We start from the raw sequence: 17,173 nt of genomic DNA on the forward strand, positions 1-17,173 counted from the left end.
CACCGCCATGACTCCACCCACCGCTTCCCCCATCGACCTCGCCGTCATCGGCGGCAGCGGCCTGTACAAGTTTCCCGGGCTGGGGAACGCCGTGCGCCGCGCGGTGGACACGCCCTACGGCCCGGCCTCCGGCGAGGTGGTGGTGGGCGACTTCGCCGGCCGCCGCGTGGCCTTCCTGGCCCGCCACGGCGAAGGCCACACGCTGCCGCCGCACCGGGTGAACTACCGCGCCAACCTGTGGGCGCTGCACGCGCTGGGCGCGCGGCGGGTGGTGGGGGTGAACGCGGTGGGCGGCATCCGCGACGACATGGGCCCGCGCGCCATCGTGGTGCCGGACCAGATCATCGACTACACCCACGGCCGCTACACCAGCTTCTGCGACGTGGACGGCGCCGAGGTGAAGCACATCGACTTCAGCGAGCCGTACACCGCGGCGCTGCGCCGCGACCTGCTGGCCGCCGCCGCCCGCGCCGGCGTGGCGGCGATCGACGGCGGCTGCTACGGCGCCACCCAGGGCCCGCGGCTGGAGACCCGCGCCGAGATCGCCCGCATGAAGCGCGACGGCTGCGACCTGGTCGGCATGACCGGCATGCCCGAGGCGGCGCTGGCGCGCGAGCTGGAGCTGGAATACGCCTGCCTGGCACTGGTGGCCAACTACGCCGCCGGCTGCGGCGACGAGGCCGAGATCAGCATCGAGGAAATCTTCGCCCACCTGGCCGCGGCGACCGCCGAGGTGCCGAAAATCATCGGCGCCCTGCTGGAAGCTTGAACCCGGTCCGCCCGGGCAGCGAACCGGGAAAATGGACGTATTGCGCTTTACCCGCAAACATGTTGATACTGTTCGCTGTGCCAGGGGCGGCGAACCAAGGGGATTCGGGGTTCAGTCCGGAAGCCTTGGTGCATCCAGTCCTTAGAGTCAGAGGTTCACGCAATGCGTTTCGGTACGGTCAAGTGGTTCAACGATGCCAAGGGCTTTGGCTTCATCGCGCCCGAGGACGGTGGGGAGGACGTGTTCGTCCACTTCTCGGCGATCAACGCCAAGGGCTTTCGCAGCCTGCAGGAAGGTCAGCGCGTGAAGTTCGAAGTCACCCAGGGCCCGAAGGGCGCCCAGGCTTCGGGCGTCGAAATCGCGTCCTGATCCCGTCGGCTGTGGAGACACGGGAAAACCCCGCCTCGCGCGGGGTTTTTCTTTTGGAGGCTTCCCGAGACCTTGGCGGGTAAGCGCTTGCGTTCATATGTCCTGGCTGTCTCCCGATCACGGGGGGATTTTCACTGGGAAAAACCAGTCCATCGGCGTTGGGAGCATTGACTTCGCCCACTGGATTGACGCCGCCGCATCACGCGCAGTAGAACAATCTCCTTTTCACGCTTGGCCAAATCAGGCCATTACAGGGAGACAACACGCATGCGTTGGATGCCAAAGGGACGCTTGGCGCGCGTCGTTGCGCTTGCGGCATGGGGAGGGTGGGCGATAGGCGGCGCGTTGCATGCCCAGACGGCGACGCCGGTGACGCCGGAAGAGGAGTACAAGAAGAACATCCGCGTCAGCGAGGAGATCCAGCCGCTGGGCGAGAACCCCTTCGGCGAGAGCATCAGCCTGTCCAGCGGCGGGCTGTCGTTCGAGCAGACCGACGTCAGCGCGGCCGGCATCGGCCCGGTGCTGTCGCTGAGCCGGACCTTCAGCCTGCCGTCGCAGCAGGACCGTACCGGTCTCAAGGACAACGCCTTCGGCAACTGGGACCTGGACCTGCCGCGGATCACCACGATCACGGCGAACCAGCAGAACGTCACCGGCTGGCAGGTGGCCAGCGCTCATCCGCGCGCCATCTGCAGCCAGTTCAATCCCCCACCGAGCGTCAATCCGCCGGCGGGCAACACCACCGTAACGCTATGGGCGCCCTCGCAGTGGTGGCACGGCTACCAGCTGGTGATGCCGGGGCAGGGCAGCCAGGACCTGCTCAAGCGCGGCTCGGCCAATACGCTGGCGCCGACGATGGGGGGGATGAGCTTTCCGATCGTCACCAGGCAGCAATGGCAGATCAGCTGCCTGGCGCAGGCGGAGAACGACAGCACGATCGAGGCCTTCCTGGCGGTGGCGCCGGACGGCACCAAGTACTGGTTCAACCATCTGGCCTACCGCTATGCGCCGAACATGGAGCGCGGCAAGGGCGCGGTGCCGCTGGGCGCGATGAGGGCGACGGCCAGCGTGTCGCCCAATGGCGGCGTCCAGCCGATGGTCTCGGCGACGGACTACCTCGTGCGGCGCGAGGCCGCGATGCTGGTCACCCGCATCGAGGACCGCTTCGGCAACACCCTCACCTACAGCTACGACGGCAGCAACCGCCTGACCGGGATCACCGCCAGCGACGGGCGTGCGTTGAGCGTGCAGTACGGCGACGGCACGCCGCTGATCCGCTCGGTCACCCTGCAGCCGGCCGGCAGTGCGCCGCGGACCTGGACCTACGGCTATGGCGCCGGCACGGGCGACATCGCGGGCACGACGGAACTGCAGTCGGTCACCCTGCCGGACGGTTCGGCCTGGCATTTCGACCTGGCGGCGCTGACCAACGGCGCCTGGGTGGATACCTCGGAGGCCGCCTCGGTATGCAACGCCCCGGCCGTACCCAACAATCTGGGAACCAGCTACAGCGGCAGCATCACGCATCCGTCGGGCCTGACGGGCACGTTCACGGTGACGCCGGTCAAGCGTGGCCGTTCCTACGTCGCCCGCGACTGCTGGACCGCGCAGGTCGGCGGGGGCACGGGCCCCACGGACCCGAACACCTTCGCCACCACGCCCAACGCCTGGTACGCGATGGCGATCACGCAGCGGGTGTACAGCGGGGCGGGGTTGCCGACGCGGACGTGGACGTACGCCTATTCGCCGTCGAACGAGAGCTGGACGGCGGATGCCTGCGCCGGCGCGGGCAGCTGTCCGACGACGGTGTGGACGGACGAGACCGACCCGTCCGGCAACGGCACGCGCTACACCTTCAGCAACCGCTTCGACGCCAGCGAGAGCCTGCTGCTGCGCACGGACACCTACCGCGGGGCGGTGGGCGGGACACGGGTGCGCTCGGAGGTCAACGGCTACGCCGATCCCACCGGCGGTCCCTGGCCGGCCGCGCTGGGCGACAACCTGCAGACGTACGTCAACCCGGCGCAGACCGAGACCCTGTCGCCGCTGAGCCAGCGCCAGATCGTGCAGGACGGCGACACGTACACGTGGCAGGCGGAGGCGTTCAACGCCTACGCGCAGGTGACCCAGGCCCGGCGCTTCAGCGCGATTGCCGGGCAGGGGGTGCTGGAGGAGCAGACCGGCTACCTCAACGATCCGGCCCTGTGGGTGCTGGGCCTGCCGACCACGGTGACCAACGTGGCGACGGGGGAGGTGGAAAGCCAGAACGTCTACGACAGCGCCAAGGACACGCTGAAGGAGCGCTGGCGCTTCGGCCAGAAGCTGATGAGCTACAGCTTCGACGCGCAGGGCAACCTGGCCAGCTTCACGGACGGCAACAACCATACGACGACCCTGGGCAGCTACCAGCGCGGCATCCCGCAGGCGATCGGCTACCCGGACGGCACGAGCCAGCACCTGGTCGTGGACGACTTCGGGCAGATCCGCTCGATCACCGACCCAGCCGGCAGCACCACGAGCTATGACTACGATGCCATGGGCCGGCTAACGACGATCACCTACCCCACGGGCGACGAACAGGCCTGGTACCCCAGGACCTTCGCCTACGCCTACGTGCCCAGTGCCGAGCGCGGGATCGCGGCGAACCACTGGCGGCGCACGGTCAGCCAGGGCGATTACCGCCAGGTGACCTGGTTCGACGCCACGCTGCGGCCGGTATTGACCGACACCTACAGCGCGGCCGACGGCAGCTCGCACACCAGCACACGCACCGACTACGACTGGCGGGGCCAGACGACCTTCGCGTCCTACCCGGTGGCCGGCAGTCCGGACCTGGGCGGGATCACGGCCGGCGCCCGCCGCACCTACGACGCCCTGGGCCGGCTGACGGCGATCCAGCAGGATTCGGAGCTGGGCACGCTGACCACGACCACGGCCTACCTGTCGGGGGCGCGCCAGCAGGTGACCGACCCGAAGGGGAACGTCACCACGACCAGCTACCAGGTGTTCGACGCCCCGGCCTACGACCGGGTGATCCAGGTGCAGGCGCCGGAGGGGATCACGCAGGCGATCACCCGGGACCTCTACGGCCACCCGACGGCGATCCGCCAGTACGGGAGCAATAACGGCTACAGCGGGGACGTGACCAAGACGTTGGTGTACGACAGCTACCACCGGCTGTGCCGGACGACGGAGCCGGAGAGCGGGAGCACGGTGACGGCCTACGACGGGGCGAACAACGCGGCGTGGACGGCCGAGGGGCTGAGCCTCACCGGGACGGGGTGCGGTCAGGAGCAGGTGGCGGCGGGGGCGAAGACCACGCGCACGTACGATGCGATGAACCGGGTGCTGACGCTGCTGCCGCCGAGCGGGACGCAGAGCACGACCTACACCTACGATGCGCTGGGCCACCTCAAGAGCGCGGTGTCGGGGGTGACGACCTGGACGGGCACGTACAACAAGCTGGGCCAGCTGACCGGGGAGGCGCTGCAGCTCGCGGGGCAGAATGCCTGGGGCATCGGTTATGCCCACGACGCCTACGGTCACCTGTCCCAGGTGCACTATCCGGACCAGTATGTCGATTACGCCCCGGATGCGCTGGGGCGGGCGACGCGGATCGGCAACTACGCCACGAACATCAGCTATTTCCCCGACGGCGCGGTGCAGGGTTACACGCTGGGTAATGGCGTAAGTTCCCCCGTCAAGCAGACACTTGAAAAGTAGAACCGCTGGCGGCTTGTTGGCGGTACTCGACGGGCGTCAGGTCACCGAGCGATGCGTGGGGGCGCTGCTCGTTGTACCAGTAGGCGGCCTCACGGACGTCCTCCAGGCGGGCAAACAGGTGTTGGTCGAGCACTTCCTCGCGGAAGGTTCGGTTGAAGCGTTCGATGTAGGCGTTCTGGTTGGGCTTGCCGGGCTGGATGTACTGGATGGCCACGCCGCTGGCCTTGGCCCACTGGGTAAAGGCCTCGCCCAGGAACTCCGGCCCGTTGTCCGAGCGCAGCACCTGCGGCAATCCGTGGTCGCGTTTGATCTGTTCGAAGATGCGCACCAGCCGCGCCGAGGTGATCGACGTGTCGACCTCGATGTGCAGTGCCTCGCGGTTGAAGTCGTCGACCACGTTGAACGTGCGGAAACGGCGGCCGCAGGCCAGTGCGTCGCTCATGAAATCGATCGACCACACCGTATCGGGCAGCTGCGGCACGTACAGCGCCACGCGTTCGCGCTTGGGAAGGCGGCGCCGTGCGGCCCGCCGGAGGTTGAGCTTCATCGTCTTGTACACCCGATGGATCCGTTTGGGGTTCCAGTCCGACCGCGCCTTGCGCAGCTGGGCGCAGCACTTCCAGAACCCTCGACTGGGCCGATCCTCGACCAGGCGAGCCAGTGCGGCGATGAGCTCGGCGTCACGCATGGTCCAATCCAGCGGCGGGCGATAGTAGGCGGCACGCGACAACCCTACACACGTACAGGACCGGCGTAGCGGCCGCGCGTGCACCTCGGATCAGGTAGCGCACGGCCTCGCGCTTGCTCGCCGGTCCTACAGTTTTTTTGCGATCAGGTCCTTCATCGCCGCGTTGTCCAGCGCCAGCTCGGCGTACATCCGCTTCAGCCGTGCGTTCTCCGCCTCGCGTTCCTTGACGCGCTTGAGGTCGGACGCCTCCATGCCGCCGTACTTGCTCTTCCACTGGTAGTAGGTCGGCACGCTGATGCCGGCCTGTCGGCAGATGTCCTTGACCGGCACTCCGGCGTCGGCCTGCTTGAGGATCGAGACGATCTGCGTCTCGGTGAACTTCGATTTCTTCATGGAACCTCCTGGCGAGAGAACGATGCCAGAAAGTTCTACTTTCGAGATGCCTACCTAGCGGGGGAGCTTACGGTTGCACGATAATCTTGATGTAGGGTCAATTGATGGATTGATTCCCATCTGACTGGCATTTTAGGAAATGCTTATGAGTGATCTCCACAATAGGGTGTAAGAATTGGGTGGTTATTCGGTGCCGGCCGTTTGGGTCGTCAGTGACAGTGGCTAGGCGGCGAACTGCAACCGCGCCAGCTCCGCGTACAGGCCGCCCTCGGCCAGCAGCGACTCGTGCGTGCCCTGCGCCACGATGCGGCCGCCGTCCATCACCACGATGCGGTCGGCGCGCTGGACGGTGGCCAGGCGATGGGCGATCACCAGGGTGGTGCGGCCCTTCTCCAGCCGGCCCAGCGCCTGCTGGATCGCCGCCTCGGACTGCGCGTCCAGCGCCGAGGTGGCCTCGTCCAGCAGCAGCAGCGGCGCGTCGCGCAGGATCGCGCGGGCGATGGCGATGCGCTGGCGCTGGCCGCCGGACAGGCGCACGCCGCGCTCGCCCAGCTCCGAGGCATAGCCCCCGGCCAGCGCCTCGATGAACTCGTGCGCCTCGGCGGCGCGCGCCGCGGCGCGCACTTCCTCGTCGGTGGCGTCCTGGCGGCCGAAGCGGATGTTGTCGGCGGCGGAGCCGGCGAAGATCGCCACCTCCTGCGGCACCAGCGCGATCGCGCCGCGCAGCTCGGGCAGCGCCAGCGCGCGCAGGTCCACGCCGTCGAAGGTGATGCGGCCTTTCTGCGGGTCGTAGAAGCGCAGCAGCAGCGCCAGCACCGTGCTCTTGCCGGCGCCGGAAGGGCCGACCAGCGCCACCGTCTCGCCGGCGCGGACGGCGAGGTCGAAGTCGTGCAGCGCCGGCGCGTCCTGCCGGGTGGGGTAGCGGAACTCCACGTGCTCGAAGCGCAGCGCGCCGCGCACCGGCCGGGGCAGGGCGAGCGGCCGCGGCGGGGCGGCGATGGTCGGCTGCTCGGCGAACAGCTCGCCGATGCGCTCCATCGCGCCGGCCGCGCGCAGCACGTCGCCCCACACGTCGGACAGGCCCATCAGCGAGCCGGCCGAGAGAATCGCGTAGACCACGAACTGCGCCAGCACGCCGGCGTCCAGCGTGCCGGCCAGCACGTCGCGCGCGCCGGCCCACAGCACCAGCGTGATGGCGCCGAAGAACAGCGTGATGACCACCGCGGTGAGCACCGCGCGGGTGGCGATGCGGCGCCTGGCCGTGCCCAGCGCGCGGGCGATGGCGTCGCCGTAGCGGCCGCTCTCGATGCCCTCGCGCGCGTAGGCCTTCACCGCCGGCGCCGCGTTGAGCGTCTCGTTGGCGATCGCGGCGGCGTCGGCCAGGCGGTCCTGGCTGGCACGCGAGAGCTTCTGCACGCGCCGGCCGAACACCAGGATCGGCAGCACCACCGCGGGGATCACCAGCGCGGTGAGGCCGGCCAGCCGCGGGCTGGTCCACACCATCATCGCGGTGGCGCCGACCAGCATCACCACGCTGCGCAGCGCCACCGAGATGCCCGAGCCGACCAGCGCCTGCACCACCTCGGTGTCGGTGCCCAGGCGCGAGATCAGCTCGCCTACGCGGGTGCGCTCGAAGAAGCCCACGTCCAGCCGGATCACGTGGTCGTACAGCTTCGCGCGCAGCGCGGCCAGCGTGCGCTCGCCGAGCAGGGTGATGCAGAAGTAGCGCGCCGCGGTGGCGAAGGCCAGCACCAGCGCCACGCCGAACAGGCCGAGGAAGCTCGCGTTGATCGCCGCCGCGCTGGAGTTGCGGAAGCCGTGGTCGATCATCTGCCGCACCGTGGTGGGCAGCACCAGGGTGGCGGTGGAGGACAGCGCCAGGAACGCCAGCCAGCCCGCCAGCAGCAGGCGGTGCGGCTTGAGGAACGGCCACAGCTGGCGCAGGGGGCCGAGGCGGCGGTTGGGGGCGGTGCGGCCGGCGCTGGGTTCGCTCATCGGGGATTTTTTTCGTCTGCGGGACGGGAGGCAGGTGGGGGCCGCGCCGCGCGATTCAATCGCCGGCCGCGCCGGAAAGCGGACGGGGCGCCGAGGCGCCCCGTCCATGCACGTCGCGCGGCCGGCGCTCAGGCCGTGCCGTTGCGCATCGCCATGCGCCACACCCAGCGGTACATCCCGAGCACCACCGCGGCGAAGGCCAGGCCGCCGGTCACCAGCGCGGCGTCGGCGAAGCCGGGGCCGACCAGCGCCAGCGGCGCGGCCTTGCCGGAGAAGGCCACGACCGCCGCGATCACCACGCCGATGATGCTCTCGCCCACGATCAGGCCCGAGGCGAGCAGCACGCCCAGCTGCTTGGTCGATTCCGGCTTCGCGCTGCGGTCGGCGCGGCGGTCGAAGTACCAGCCGACCACGGAGCCGACCACCACCATCAGCGTGCTGCTGGTCGGCAGGTAGATGCCCAGGCCCACCGCCAGCGGCGGGATGCGCATGTGCTTCGTGGCCTTGGCCAGGATCGCGTCCAGCGCGATGACCGCCACGCCGATCAGCGCGCCGACCTGGATCAGGCCCCAGTCGATGTTGCCCTGGATCACGCCCTGGCCCAGCGCGGAGATCAGGCCGGCCTGCGGCGCGGGCAGCGCGGACGGGCCGGCGCCGGGCACGCCGACGAAGCCGTAGGCCTTGTTGACCAGATCCAGCACCGGCGGGATCACCGCGGCGCCGGCGACCACGCCGATCACCAGCGCGGCCTGCTGCTTCCACGGCGTGGCGTCCACCAGCTGGCCGGTCTTGAGGTCCTGCAGGTTGTTGTTGGCGATCGCCGCCACGGTGAACACCACCGCGGTGATGAACAGCGCGAAGGCCACCAGCGCCCGCCCGGCCTCCGGGGCGACGTGCGGCTTGACGAACAGCACCAGCAGCAGCGCCGCGGCGATCACCACCAGGATGCCGATGCCCGACAGCGGGCTGTTGGACGAGCCGATCAGGCCGGCCATGTAGCCGCACACGGTGGAGACGAAGAAGCCCATCAGCACCACGAAGGCCACGCCGCCGATCGCCAGCACCGCCACGTGGTCGCCCAGGCCGCTGATCGAGCCGAAGTAGCCGAGCAGCCAGGCGATCGGCACGAAGCAGGCCAGGGTGATCAGGCCGACGATGCCGATCGGCATGTCGCGCTCGGTGCGCGGCAGCGTGTCGGCGCGGCCGGCCTTGCGCACGCGCGCGGCGGCCATCGCGCCGGACAGGCCGCCGACCACCGGCCTGACCAGCTTGGCCAGGGTCCAGATCGCCGACACGCCGATCGCGCCGGCGCCGACGAAGCGCACCTTGTGGCTCCAGGTGGCCTGCGCGAGGTCGGCGGCGGCGGTGGTCAGGTCGCCGGCGAGCAGCGAGTAGTGCGGCACGCCCCAGCCCCAGCCGATCAGCGCGCCCAGCAGCATGGCGATGCCCACCGACAGGCCGACCAGGTGGCCGATGGCGAACAGCGCGAAGGACAGGCTGAAGTCGAAGCCGCTCACCGCGCCCCTGTTGCCGAGGCGGAAGTAGCCCGCCACGTCGCTGGCGAAGGTCTGCGTGGCCACCACCACGGCGAACACCGCCGAGACGACCGCGCCCCAGATCACCGCCAGCAGCCCGGCGCGGCTTTCCTCGGTGGCGCTGTCGGTGCTGTCGTCGCCGCTGCCGACCTTGAGCACCTCGGCGCAGGCCACGCCCTCGGGATAGGGCAGGTCGGAGTTGGTGACCAGCGCGCGGCGCAGCGGGATCGAGTACATCACGCCGAGGATGCCGCCCAGCGCGCACACCGCGAAGGAGATCCAGAACGGGAAACCGCTCCACCAGCCGATCATGATCATGCCCGGCAGCACGAAGATGATCGAGGACAGCGTGCCGGCCGCCGAGGCGATCGTCTGCACGATGTTGTTTTCCTGGATGGTCGAGTCGCGGAAGCCGCGCAGCAGCGCCATCGACAGCACCGCCGCCGGGATCGAGGTGGCGAAGGTGAGGCCGGCCTTCAGGCCGAAGAACACGTTGGCCGCGGTGAACACCACGGTGATCACGACACCGATGAGGATGCCGCGCAGGGTGAGTTCGGTGCGTGAGTCCGCACTGTGGGTCTTGGCTTCGGTCACGTCGCAAGGTCCGTCATGTGGTTTTCCCCCGAGCGCGCGATGCGCGCTCCCCAGAAACGGCCACCTCCCCGGGCGGGCCGTCGGGGAGGATAGCGTGGATGGGCGCCGAGGTGGCGCGGTGGCGGTTGCTTGCGCTTCGGGCGGCGGCCGTCGCGGCGGGTTCGTCGCGGCCGGAGGCCGCTCCCGCAGGGCTGCGGTGAGTTTGGGGTTATCGCGGCCAGGGGCCGCTCCCACGAAAGGCTAGGCGCGCGCCTGTGGGAGCGGCCCCTGGCCGCGATAACCGCACCCTGCGGCCCATGGCCAGCCGCTAATCCAGCCGCGACGCCTCGCTGCGCCCGCGGGTCAGGTCGACGACGCGCGCCTGCGCTTCCGCGGCGAGGCGTTCCGGCAATTGCAGCTCCAGCGCGACGCCGCCGGCATCGAAGTCCTCGCGCTCGAACCGCGCGCCCAGTTCCTTCAGGCGCGCCTTCAGCAGCGCCAGCTCGGCGAACCCGCAGCGCAGGGCGAGCCGCGCCATCGCCACGATGGGCACGCGCGGGGCCGGCCGCAGGCACTCGGCCGCGGCGCCGCCGTAGGCGCGCGCCAGGCCGCCGGCGCCGAGCTTGATGCCGCCGAACCAGCGCGTCACCAGCACCGCCACGCGGTCCATGCCCTGGCCGTCGATCGCCTGCAGGATCGGCCGGCCGGCGGTGCCGCCGGGTTCGCCGTCGTCGTTGAAGCGGTAGTCCTGGCCGATGCGCCAGGCCCAGCAGTTGTGCGTGGCGGACGGGTCGCTGGCCGCGCGCACGAAGGCCAGCGCCTGCTCGGCCGAGTCCGCCGGCGCGGCCTGGGCGAGGAAGCGGCTCTTCCTCACTTCCTCCAGGTGCCGGCAGGGTTGCGCCAGGGTGTGCAGCGCGGTGCTCATGGGTGCTGCGGTGCCGCGGCGGGGAAGGTCGGGCTGCTCGTCATGGGCGGCGAGGGTAAGCGATTTGCGCCGGTGCGGTAAGGCGACGCGGCGGGCATGGCCGTCCGCTGCACGCGGCCGCGCGCTCTGCGGGCGTTCGCGGTGACGCGCCGTATCGACATGGATTCCCGCCTGCGCGGGAATCACTCCGTCGCGCCGGCCGCCGCGGTTCTCCATGGGCGGGCCGGCTCAGAGCCTGTTCACGATCTACCGTCGGTCCGGCTATTGCCTCGCCGTCATTTCCTGCGAAGGCAGGAGGCGCTTTTCAACAGCCGAAGGGCTGGTCATCCGGTGACGTTCCCTCGAAAAGCCAACGACGCGGGATCCCAGCTTTCGCCGGGATGACGTTCCATGGGGGGATACTTGGAGATCGTGAACAGGCGCTCAGCCGATCACCGGCCCTGCCGCCGGCTTGCTGAAGTCCTCGGGCGCGAGCTTCTGCGTGAGCCGGAACACGCCCTCGTGCACCTTGCGCGGCAGCACCACATCCAGCACGGTGGTCTGGTGCGGGCCGAACATGGCGAACAGGTCCTCGCCCGCGACGCTGGCGGCCAGCGCGTGGTGCACCAGGCCGGCGAGGTCGGCCGGCCGCACCTGCGCGCCGTAGGGACGGTGGCTGGGCACGGCGGCGCGCAGCGTCTTGCGCGGGTTGGCCGGGTCGGCCACGCGGGCGTCGCCGGCAAGCAGGGCGTGGTTGAGGAACAGCGTCACCGTGGCGGCGTTCTTCGCGTTGGCCTGGCGGTCGAGCATGAAGCCCTCGGGCATCTGGTCGGGGCTGGCCTGCGGGCCGGCGGTGAGCAGGAAGCCGGCGCCGGTCAAGGGCTCGCCCGCCTCGTCGGCCAGGCGCAGGACCAGCATGCTGCGCGGGTCGTGGATGTGCACGCGCGGGCCGAACAGCGCCGGCTCCAGCTCCACCTTGTCGGCGTCGCGCCGGGCGTTCTCGGCGTCGAAGGCGTCGCACAGCGCCTTGTAGTCGGCGGCGCTGCGCACGCCCAGGCAGCGCAGGACCGCCTCGGTCGTGGCGGGCGCGGCGCTGGCGAGGATGCCGTGTTCGTCGCCCGAGTGCGCCGCGCCGGCGATCAGCTTGAAGGCGCAGCGCGGCCCCTGCAGCAGGGTCAGCCCCAGGCTGTCGGGCGCGGCGGCCGACGGCGCGGCCAGCACCGCGTGCCGCGCGTTGAGGTTGGCCGCGGCGATGCGCACCACGCCGTCGGAGCCGTCCTCGCCGGTGTAGCTGTTGAGGTGGTCGTAGAGCTTGCGGTCGGGCCGGTCGCCGGCGAGCACGAACAGGTACTGGCCCTTCGCCGCTGGGTCGGCGCCGTGGATGTGGTCGAGGTTGAGCGAGAGCGACTCGGCGCTGCCCAGCGAAAGCCAGTCGAGGATGCGCTGGCCCGGCTCAACGCCGTCGAACCAGGCCTTGAGCCGCCCCAGCACGCCCTTGCCGAGCACCGCCAGCGCGGAGCCGAAATTGGCCGGCGCCAGCATCACCAGGTGGCTCAGCCGCATGGTGCTGTAGCGGCCGGGCTTGTCGCGCTGCGCGCGCAGCCACTCGCGCACCACCGGGCCGCCGGTGGAGTGCGTGACGCAGGCGAAGCTGGCGTCGACCAGGTGCAGGTCGCGCAGCGCGCGGTCGAAGGCGCGCACCAGGTCGCCCATGGTCACGCGGTCGTCGAAGCTCACGTACTCCGACAGCCAGATGTCGGCCAGGGCCAGCGTGATCCCGGCCGCCGCGGCCTGCTGCTGCAGCTGCTGCGGCATGCGGCCGTAGGTGGACGTGTTGGTGACGCTCCAGCCGTGCACGAAAACCAGCGTGGTCATGGCTCCGCTCCTGCGCGCGTGTCGGCACGAAGGGTAAGCGCATGCGCGGCGATGCACCACGCGCCATTTGGCCGATGCGGCCGATGGCGTCGGAAGGAGGTGTGGTTGGGGCCGGCGCAGGGTGCGGCGACGCGCGAGACGCGCGGCCTGGTCCGGGCAACCGATGTTTCGCGCGTGCGCATGCCGCGCCGCGCTTTTGATCGTCCTTCCGGCGCAGGCCGGGAACCAGTGACCGCATGGCTCGGACCGGCGCTGCCGTCCCCGGGTCCCGTCCTGCGCCGGGACGACGGGGTGGAAGGCTGTCGCAATCCTGTTCCGGAAGTGGCTGGCGTCCCGAGGTCCGCCGCTTGGCGGCGCAGTTGCCTGTCGCCGGACTGACGGAATCGGAAGGCAGGATTCAGAGCGGCAACCGCTGCCGCAGCCCGTCGATGCCCTCCCACGGGTCCTTGCGCAGCCGCGCGGCGCGCTGCTTCGCGCGGGGCAGGTCGAAGTCGTGGGCGCTTCCGACGCGGCCCAGCTCGTCCCAGCGCAGCGGCATCGCCACCGGCGCGCCGGCGCGGGCGCGCAGCGACCACGAGGCCACGCTGGTGGCGCCGCGCGCGTTGCGCAGCCAGTCGATGAAGACGAGGCCCTTGCGGCGCGCCTTGCTCATGGTGGCGATGTAGGCGTCCGGCGCCTGCTCGGCCATCGTGCGGGCGAAGCTCTCGCAGAACAGCCGCGCCTGGTCCCAGCTGTAGTCGCGCGCGATCGGCACCACCACGTGCAGGCCCTTGCCGCCGGACAGCCGCACGAAGCTTTCCAGGCCCGCCTCGCGCAGCCGTGCGCGCACGTCGCGCGCGGCGGCCACCACCTGCGGCCAGGCGACGCCGGGCGCGGGGTCGAGGTCGAACACCAGCCGGTCGGGCGCCTCGGGGTCGTCGATGCGCGCGCCCCACGGGTGGAACTCCACCGTGTTCATCTGCACCAGCGCCAGCACGCCGTCGAGCGAGTCGACGTAGAGGTAGTCCTCGGTGCCGCTCTTCTGCTTCAGCGGGATCGCGTGCACCGCCGCGCCCAGGCCCTCGGCGTGGTGCTTCTGGAAGAAGCAGGCGTCGTCCGCGCCGTCCGGGCAGCGCAGCAGCGAGAGCGGGCGGTCGACCAGCTCCGGCAGCAGCCAGCGCGCCACGGCGCGGTAGTAGTCGGCCACGTCGGCCTTGGTGCAGTCGCTGTCCGCGAACATGCGCCGGTCGGGATGGGTGATCTGCATGGCGGGCTCCACGGTCTGCGGCGGATCGAGCTGGGCGACGGGCTTGTCGTCGCGCAGCCGCTTGAAGCTGGCCTGGCGCAGCAGGCCCTCCTTGGCCCAGCCGCGGAAGGTCACCTCGGCCACCAGCTGCGGGGACACCCAGCGCACGGTGCGGACAGGGAAGGGCACGTGCGCGGGCAGCGCCACGGTGGGCGTCTTGCGCGCCAGCGGCTGCAGGCGGCGGTGGATGGCCGCGAGCGCGGCCTGGTCGAAGCCGGTGCCGACGCGGCCGACGTAGCGCCAGCCGCCGCCGGCGCGGGTGGCCAGCAGCAGCGAGCCGAAGCCGCTGCGCGAGCCCTTGGGCGGCGTGTAGCCGACCACGGCGAACTCGTCCGCCTGCTCGTGCTTGGCCTTGACCCAGTCGCCGGTGCGGCCGCTGCGGTAGGGGCTGTCCACGCGCTTGCTCACCACGCCCTCGAGGCCCTGGCGGCGCGTCTCGGCGAACATGCGCGCGCCGTGGCCGACCACGTGGTCGCTGTAGCCGAGCGGGCCGCCGTCGCCCGTCGCCGCGAGCAGCGCGGCGAGCAGCGCCTTGCGTTCCGCCAGCGGCGCATCGCGCAGGTCGACGCCGGCCAGCCCCGGCAGGTCGAACAGCATGCAGCGCAGGGCGGCGGTGTCGGCGCCCTCGATCGCCCGCTGCAATGCGGAGAAGTCGCTGTGGCCGCGGGCATCGAGCGCCACCAGCTCGCCGTCCAGGCAGGCCTCGCGCACGGGCAGCGCCTCGACGGCGCGCACCACTTCCGGGAAGGTCGCGTTCCAGTCCTGCCCGCCGCGCGAGCGCAGCCGCGCGCGGCCGCCGTCGAGGTCGACGAGCAGGCGGTAGCCGTCCCACTTGATCTCGTGCAGCCAGTCGTCGCCCGTGGGCGGCGCGGCGCGCAGCAGGGTCAGCTCGGGCTCGAAGCCGAACGGCATGGCGCCGGCGCGCGCGCCCGCGACGGCGAGGGCGCGCGTGCGCCAGGCCGCGTCGCCCTTGGCCATGCCGCGGCGGCGCGGCGTGGCCTTGCGCGCCGCCGCGGGAGCGGCCCGCCGGGCCGGGCGCGCCGGCGTCCGGCCGCGCGGCGGGTCCGGCGCGTCGACCAGGTCGTCCGCCTCCCGGTCGGCGGCGTAGGCGTCGTCGTGCTTGAGCAGCAGCCATTGCGGCTGGCGGCCGCGCATGGCGGTGCGCACCAGCGCCCATTCGCCGCGCAGCTTCCTGCCGTGCAGGGTGAAGACCAGCTTGCCGTCGGCCAGCGCGCGGCGCGGGTCGCCCTCGCAGCGCCAGGTGCCGCGGTCGAAGATGTCGACGTGGCCCGCGCCGTAGTTGCCGGGCGGGATGTCGCCCTCGAAGCCGGCGTAGTCGAGCGGGTGGTCCTCCACCTGCACCGCCAGGCGCTTCTCGCCGTGGCGCAGCGAGGGGCCCTTGGGCACCGCCCAGCTCTTGAGCACGCCGTCCACTTCCAGCCGGAAGTCGTAGTGGCGGTGGCTGGCCTGGTGCAGCTGCACCACGAAGACCGGCCGGCGGCGCGCGCGCGGTGCGGTCTTGCCGGACGGCTCCGGCGTGCGCCCGAAGCGGCGCTTGCGCCGGTAGTCGCGCAGGCCCATCGCTCAGCCCGCGCGGCGGCCGGCGCGCTTGCGCGCGGGGGGCTTGGCGGACGCGCCCTTGCGCCCGGCCTTCTTGGCCGGCGCCGCCGCGGCCGCCCTGGCCGGGCCCTTCTTCGCCGCCGGCGTGCGCTGCTTGCCGGCGATGCTGCGCTTGAGCAGGCTCATGAAGTCGACCACGTTGGTGGCGGCGTTTTCCGGCGCGGGCGGCGCTTCCTCGGGCAGGCTGGCCTTGGCGCCGCGCGCCTTCATCTTCTTGCGGATCAGCGCGCCCAGCCGCTCGCGGAACTCGTCGTGGTAGTCGTCCGGCCGCCATGCGCCGGACATCGAGTCGATCAGCTGCGCGGCCATCTCGCGCTCCTTCGCGCTGATGCGGTAGGCGCCCGCCTTGCCCGGGGGCAGCGCGTAGTCGGCCGGGTCGACCAGCTCCTGCGGGTAGCGCAGCAGCAGGAGCAGCAGCGCGTCGTCCTGCGGCATCACCGCGGCGAGGTATTCGCGGGCGCGGATCACCACGCGCGCGATGCCGACCTTGCGGGTGTCCTTCAGCGTCTCGCGCAGCAGCACGTAGCCCTTCTCGGCCTTCTTCGCCGGCACCAGCACGTAGGGCTTCTCGAAGTAGGCGGGCGGGATCGCGTCGGCGTCGACGAAGCTCTCCACCTCCACCGTCTCGTGGCTCTCCGGCGCGGCGGAGCGGATGTCCGATTCCTCCAGCACCACGTAGTTGCCCTTGCTGTACTCGAAGGCCTTGACCACGTCCTTCCAGGGCACCTCCTCGCCGGTCTCGGCGTTGACGCGCTCGTAGCGGACCGGCTTCCTGTCGCGCGCGTCGAGCATGCGGAAATGCAGGTCCACGCGGCGCTCGCCGGGCATCAGCGCGACCGGCACGTTGAGCAGGCCGAAGGACAGGGTGCCGTTCCAGAGGGGACGTGCCATGGACGATGCTCCCGCAGGCCGCGAGGCGTTGCGCCCAGCCTACCGCGGATGCGGGTGAGATGCGGGTGAAGCGCCGGTGGGCGCGGGGTGGACTACTGCGCGGCGAGGCGCGCCGCGTCGTCGCCGGGCGGCGTCGCGTCGGCGCCGACCAGGACCAGCGTCTGGCCCCAGGGCGCGCGCAGCCGCAGCTCGGCTCGCCCGGCCGCGTGCGCGGCCGCCGCGTCGAGCAGCGGCACCTGCCGGCGGCGCAGCCAGGCGGCGACCGCCGCGACGTCGTTGCCGCGCAGGCGGACCGGGGCGGCATCGGCGGCGCCGGCCGCCAGCTCGACCACCTCGCCCCGCGCGCAGGCCAGCAGCGCGCCGTCGCCGCTGGCCGGGCCGAGCGGTTCGCAGCCCAGCGTGTCGCGGAAGAACCGCGCGGCCTGCGCCACGTCCGGCACGCTGATGCGCGCGTAGTCGTCCGCGTCGCCCGCGCGCGCCGCGGGCAGGCCCACGGCGAGCAGCAAGGCGAGCAGGAGCGACGGCGCGGAGCGGGGCACGGGCATTTCCATCG

At 71.4% G+C, this 17,173-nt stretch carries 10 protein-coding genes and 1 pseudogene; 3 read left to right on the plus strand and 8 right to left on the minus strand.

Going from position 1 to position 17,173, the window contains the following annotated elements; translation table 11 throughout:
* Nucleotides 1–7: 7 nt before the first annotated feature.
* The 3 genes from C7456_RS02010 to C7456_RS02020 all read left to right on the plus strand — a co-directional run bounded on the left by C7456_RS02010 (nucleotide 8) and on the right by C7456_RS02020 (nucleotide 4,861).
* On the plus strand, nucleotides 8–769 hold the full coding sequence (locus C7456_RS02010; protein ID WP_109722082.1) for an S-methyl-5'-thioinosine phosphorylase: 762 nt from the start codon (nucleotides 8–10) through the stop codon (nucleotides 767–769).
* Nucleotides 770–931: 162 nt separating this feature from the next.
* Nucleotides 932–1,138 (plus strand): cold-shock protein, encoded by a 207-nt coding sequence (locus C7456_RS02015; protein ID WP_109722083.1) that lies wholly within the window; start codon nucleotides 932–934, stop codon nucleotides 1,136–1,138.
* 345 nt (nucleotides 1,139–1,483) lie between these two features.
* The gene (locus C7456_RS02020) at nucleotides 1,484–4,861 is read left to right on the plus strand and encodes an RHS repeat domain-containing protein (protein WP_211306195.1); all 3,378 of its coding nucleotides are present in this window, start codon (nucleotides 1,484–1,486) and stop codon (nucleotides 4,859–4,861) included.
* Here the strand turns inward: C7456_RS02020 and C7456_RS02025 are convergent.
* The 8 genes and pseudogenes from C7456_RS02025 to C7456_RS02060 form a co-directional block, all read right to left on the minus strand.
* Nucleotides 4,839–5,942 (minus strand): annotated as a pseudogene (locus C7456_RS02025) (IS3 family transposase). The gene C7456_RS02020 and the pseudogene C7456_RS02025 sit on opposite strands and share 23 nt — an antisense overlap.
* Before the next feature lie 222 nt (nucleotides 5,943–6,164).
* Nucleotides 6,165–7,937, minus strand: a complete 1,773-nt coding sequence (locus tag C7456_RS02030; protein WP_109722085.1) for an ABC transporter transmembrane domain-containing protein — start codon at nucleotides 7,935–7,937, stop codon at nucleotides 6,165–6,167.
* A 128-nt stretch (nucleotides 7,938–8,065) separates the two neighbouring features.
* Nucleotides 8,066–10,066 carry an OPT family oligopeptide transporter gene (locus tag C7456_RS02035; RefSeq protein ID WP_109722086.1) on the minus strand — a complete coding sequence of 667 codons (2,001 nt, stop codon included), beginning with the start codon at nucleotides 10,064–10,066 and terminating at the stop codon, nucleotides 8,066–8,068.
* Between the two features lie 307 nt (nucleotides 10,067–10,373).
* Complete coding sequence (locus tag C7456_RS02040) at nucleotides 10,374–10,970, minus strand: IMPACT family protein (protein WP_109722087.1); 597 nt, start codon at nucleotides 10,968–10,970, stop codon at nucleotides 10,374–10,376.
* A gap of 423 nt (nucleotides 10,971–11,393) precedes the next feature.
* Entirely contained in the window at nucleotides 11,394–12,824 is a 1,431-nt protein-coding gene (locus C7456_RS02045; protein WP_109722088.1) for a lipase family protein, read from the minus strand.
* Between the two features lie 397 nt (nucleotides 12,825–13,221).
* A complete protein-coding gene (gene ligD / locus C7456_RS02050; RefSeq protein ID WP_109722089.1) occupies nucleotides 13,222–15,690 on the minus strand; it encodes a DNA ligase D in 2,469 nt (822 codons plus the stop codon).
* Between the two features lie 3 nt (nucleotides 15,691–15,693).
* Nucleotides 15,694–16,620 (minus strand): non-homologous end joining protein Ku, encoded by a 927-nt coding sequence (gene ku, locus C7456_RS02055; RefSeq protein WP_109722090.1) that lies wholly within the window; start codon nucleotides 16,618–16,620, stop codon nucleotides 15,694–15,696.
* Between the two features lie 92 nt (nucleotides 16,621–16,712).
* Complete coding sequence (locus C7456_RS02060; protein WP_139942856.1) at nucleotides 16,713–17,159, minus strand: VOC family protein; 447 nt, start codon at nucleotides 17,157–17,159, stop codon at nucleotides 16,713–16,715.
* Nucleotides 17,160–17,173: the final 14 nt, after the last annotated feature.

This window comes from Fulvimonas soli (genome assembly GCF_003148905.1).
GTDB lineage: Bacteria > Pseudomonadota > Gammaproteobacteria > Xanthomonadales > Rhodanobacteraceae > Fulvimonas > Fulvimonas soli.

Bases quoted from the DNA above. Each gene is read 5' to 3' on its own strand.
- C7456_RS02010 (WP_109722082.1), top strand. From the start codon at position 8: ATGACTCCACCCACCGCTTCCCCCATCGACCTCGCCGTCATCGGCGGC.
- C7456_RS02015 (WP_109722083.1), top strand. From the start codon at position 932: ATGCGTTTCGGTACGGTCAAGTGGTTCAACGATGCCAAGGGCTTTGGC.
- C7456_RS02030 (WP_109722085.1), bottom strand. From the start codon at position 7,937: ATGAGCGAACCCAGCGCCGGCCGCACCGCCCCCAACCGCCGCCTCGGC.
- C7456_RS02040 (WP_109722087.1), bottom strand. From the start codon at position 10,970: ATGAGCACCGCGCTGCACACCCTGGCGCAACCCTGCCGGCACCTGGAG.
- C7456_RS02045 (WP_109722088.1), bottom strand. From the start codon at position 12,824: ATGACCACGCTGGTTTTCGTGCACGGCTGGAGCGTCACCAACACGTCC.
- ligD (WP_109722089.1), bottom strand. From the start codon at position 15,690: ATGGGCCTGCGCGACTACCGGCGCAAGCGCCGCTTCGGGCGCACGCCG.
- ku (WP_109722090.1), bottom strand. From the start codon at position 16,620: ATGGCACGTCCCCTCTGGAACGGCACCCTGTCCTTCGGCCTGCTCAAC.